Origin of the sequence: Streptomyces sp. NPDC001668, from assembly GCF_042893155.1 — a bacterium.
Classification (GTDB): Bacteria; Actinomycetota; Actinomycetes; order Streptomycetales; family Streptomycetaceae; genus Streptomyces.
The window spans coordinates 328,804-332,146 of sequence record NZ_JBIAUQ010000009.1; the positions used below are offsets into that span (position 1 = coordinate 328,804).

Below are 3,343 nucleotides of genomic sequence, written 5' to 3' on the forward strand. Positions count from 1 at the left end.
CCCCGCGGGGGCGGGGCGCCCCCCCCCCCCCGGCGCGGGCGCAACCACCCCCCCCGCCCCCCGGGCCGGGGGGGGGGGGGGGGGGGGGGCCCGGGCCCCCCGCCCCCCCCCCCCCCGCCACGTTCACCTGCCGAGGATTGAGGACCCTCGCTCGACGATGACAGCGGGTCGCGACGTACCGCACTCGGCTGTCCGTCCCGTATGCGGGGAGTACGACCATGAGCATCTCCCGCCCAGGTCCACCAGCTGCTCTGTGAAGCGGTGGGGGACGGAGATCCGCATGAACCACGTCGTTGAGGGAGACCCGGACGCTCCGGCCCTGCTGCCGGCCCCCGCCCAGGACGAGTCACGGTGGGGGTGCGAGGACGCGATCGGCCTGCTCAGCTCGGAGTTCCGGGTGTTCGCGATCGACCTGCGCGGGCAGGGCCGGTACAACCTGAACACCCGGGGAGCCGATGTCGAGCGGTTCGTCGACCTCGTCGTCCAGCGCCCCACGATCGTGGCCGGGAACTCCTCCGGCGGCGTCATCACCGCCTACGTGGCCGCGTATGGCAGGCCGGGCCTGGCGCAGACCCCCGGTCCGATCTTCGCGCTGTGGGCCAAGTGGCTCGGCCCGCAGTGGTCCATCGGCGACTGGGCGGGCATGGTCGATGCCGCCCCGCGCGAGCTGCCGGCGTTCCCGCACCCCGGGATCGGCTTCATGACCGGCGAGGGGATCCCGAAGGTGGCGCCTCCCGCGATCCTGGACGACATGAGCCCGCGCACCCCGTGCTCGTCCTGTTCAACGGCATGGGAGCCACCCCGCTCCTGGAGCTCTGCGGCTTCAACGCCGAGGTGCACCGGGTGCTCGCCGACCGCGGGGTGGCCGTCGCGCGCACCCTGGCCGGCAACTTCGTCACCGCTCGACATGGCCGCCATCCCGGTGCAGCATCTGAGGGAGTACGGCCCCGAACGGGCGCAGGCGTGGGTCACCGGCGCCGCGAACGCCGGTTGCGACCACGCGTCGATGCTCGCCCAGGTCAGGACGCCGGTGCTGCTCACCCGCCACTTCCACATGACCGACCCCGGCACCGGCCGGCTGATGGGGGCCATGACCGACATCCGGGCCGCGCAGGCCCGACGCCTCCGATGGCACAGCAGTACGCGGACATCATCACGGAGTGCTCAAGACCCTGCTCTGACCTGGCCCGGGACCCGCGCCCGGGTCGTCAGGCCCCGGGCCGCCCTCAGCGGCTCTCGGCCACGACCGGGTTGCGCAGGACGCCGATGCCCTCGATCTCGACCTCGACCTCGTCCCCGGGGCGGATCGGCCCGACACCTGCGGGCGTGCCCGTCATGATCACGTCTCCGGGCAGCAGCGTCAGGTGACGGCTGAGATAGCCGACGAGGTCGGGCACGGGGAGCATCAGGCCGGCCGTGCTCGCCGATTGCCTGACGCGGCCGTTCACACGGGTCGTCAACGACAGCGCGGACGGGTCGAGTTCCGTGGCGATGACCGGCCCGAGGGGAGCGAAGGTGTCCTGGCCCTTCCCGATCAGCAGCGTTCCGTATCTGCTTTCCCTGCGTTGGACGACTCGGTCGCTGACGTCGTTTCCGCATGTGTAGCCGAGGATGTACTCATGAGCCTCGGACGGTTTCACATGGCGGGCTTCCTTTCCGATGACGACGACCAACTCGCCCTCGAAATGAATGAGTTCGCCGTCCACCGGATAAACGATGGCCGCCCCCGTCCCCACGACGGCCGTGCTCGGCTTCATGAAGCACACGGGAACGTCCGGAATCTCGCGGTCGGTTTCGTCGACATGTGAGGCGTAGTTGTACGCGAACCCGAAAATCCGGGGTCTGTCGACCGGAGCGAGTATGACGACGTCCCGCACTTCGTCGACGTGGCCCGCAGGGCTCGATCCCGTGAAGGGATCGCCCTCGAATCGGGCGATGGTGGCGTCACCCGGTTCGAGTTCTCCGTAGTGACACACACCGCCGACGGCATACCTGACGATCCGCACGGACACCTCCGCACTTGGGCAGCCGCGGGCGGCTGCAAGGCCCAAACAGCAGTGCTAACGTTAGCACAGCGGGCATCATCTGCCCCTGCGACTCCCCTTCCCGATCACGGAGCGCGACACGAGTGCTATCGTTGGCATACGGAACGTGACGGCCGTGGGACGCGCCAAGCCGGAGGGGACCTTTACGTGATCACGACCAGGGACATCGCCGAACGCCTCGGGATCTCCGTCTCGACAGTCGGCCGGGCACTGGCCGACGATGCGCGCATCAGCGAGGAGACCAAGTTCCGGGTCCGCCGGACGGCCTCCGAGATGGGCTACGTCGGCAACCGGGCGGCGCGGATGATGCGCGGCGCGTCCAGCAACGTGGTCGCGCTGGTGATCCCGGACATCCGCAACAGCTTCTACTCGACCATCGCGCACGAGCTCTCCAAGAACATGCAGGCCGAGGGCTACCAGCTGATGCTCTCGGAGACCGACGACGACCGGACGGTGGAGCTGCACCACCTGCGGGAGCTGTCCGCGAACCGGGTGGCGGGCGTCATCATCGTGCCGACCGCACGCCCGCACAGCGAGTCCGTCAAACTCCTGCGCGCCCTGCCGCACCTGCAGTTGCTGCGCCGCCACCCCTCACTCGGCTCCCAGTGGTTCGGTGTGGACGACCACGAGGCGCTGCGCCGGGCAACGGCCCACCTGGTGGCACTGGGCCATACCGGCATCGCGTACCTGGGCGGCCCGGAAGAGCTGCCCACGGGCGCGGAACGTCTGCGCGGGTTCCGCGCGGCCCTGCGCGAGGGCGGCCTTCCGGACGAGGCCGGGCGCACCGAGCTGGGGCCGCCGTCGTCCGTACAGCACGGGCGCGAGGCGGTACGGCGGCTGCTGCAGGGGCCCGCGGCTCCCACGGCGCTCGTCCTCGGATCGGTCCAGCTCACCCTGGGCGTCCTGGACGAGTTGTCCACGCAGGGCGTCAAGGTGCCCGGCGAGTTGTCCGTGGTCGGGTTCGGGGACGAGCCCGGCTTCTCCTGGTGGGGTCCCGGGCTCACCACGGTCGGCCTGCCGATCCAGGAGATGGCGACCGGCTGCGCGCTGTGGCTTCTGCGCCGCCTCAAGACCGAGCCGGGCAACGACGGCCCGTACACGTCGGTCTCCCCCGGATCCCTGGTGCTGCGCGGCAGCACGGCTCGCCCCGACGGAACGGCTCCGTCCCGGCCCTCCTGAGCCGATCGCGCCGTGAGCCGCGAACGGCCTGGCGGGTGAATGTGGAGGTGCCCGGAGCCCGGAGCTCCGGGCACCTCCACAATGAACCCCAACAGGTAGGCCCGCAGCGCAACCCTATG

At 70.7% G+C, this 3,343-nt stretch carries 2 protein-coding genes and 1 pseudogene; 2 read left to right on the plus strand and 1 reads right to left on the minus strand.

Translation table 11 applies throughout. The features are described from left to right. Positions 1-789 precede the first annotated feature (789 nt). A pseudogene (locus ACFYZ8_RS27610) lies at positions 790-843 on the plus strand (hypothetical protein); the annotation flags it as partial. 383 nt (positions 844-1,226) lie between these two features. On the opposite strand, the gene ACFYZ8_RS27615 reads toward ACFYZ8_RS27610, so the two are convergent. Next, positions 1,227-2,006, minus strand: a complete 780-nt coding sequence (locus ACFYZ8_RS27615) for a fumarylacetoacetate hydrolase family protein (RefSeq protein ID WP_359029007.1) — start codon at positions 2,004-2,006, stop codon at positions 1,227-1,229. Between the two features lie 186 nt (positions 2,007-2,192). On the opposite strand from ACFYZ8_RS27615, the gene ACFYZ8_RS27620 reads away from it, so the two are divergent. Then, entirely contained in the window at positions 2,193-3,224 is a 1,032-nt protein-coding gene (locus ACFYZ8_RS27620) for a LacI family DNA-binding transcriptional regulator (RefSeq protein ID WP_359029008.1), read from the plus strand. The last annotated feature ends 119 nt before the right edge of the window (positions 3,225-3,343 follow it).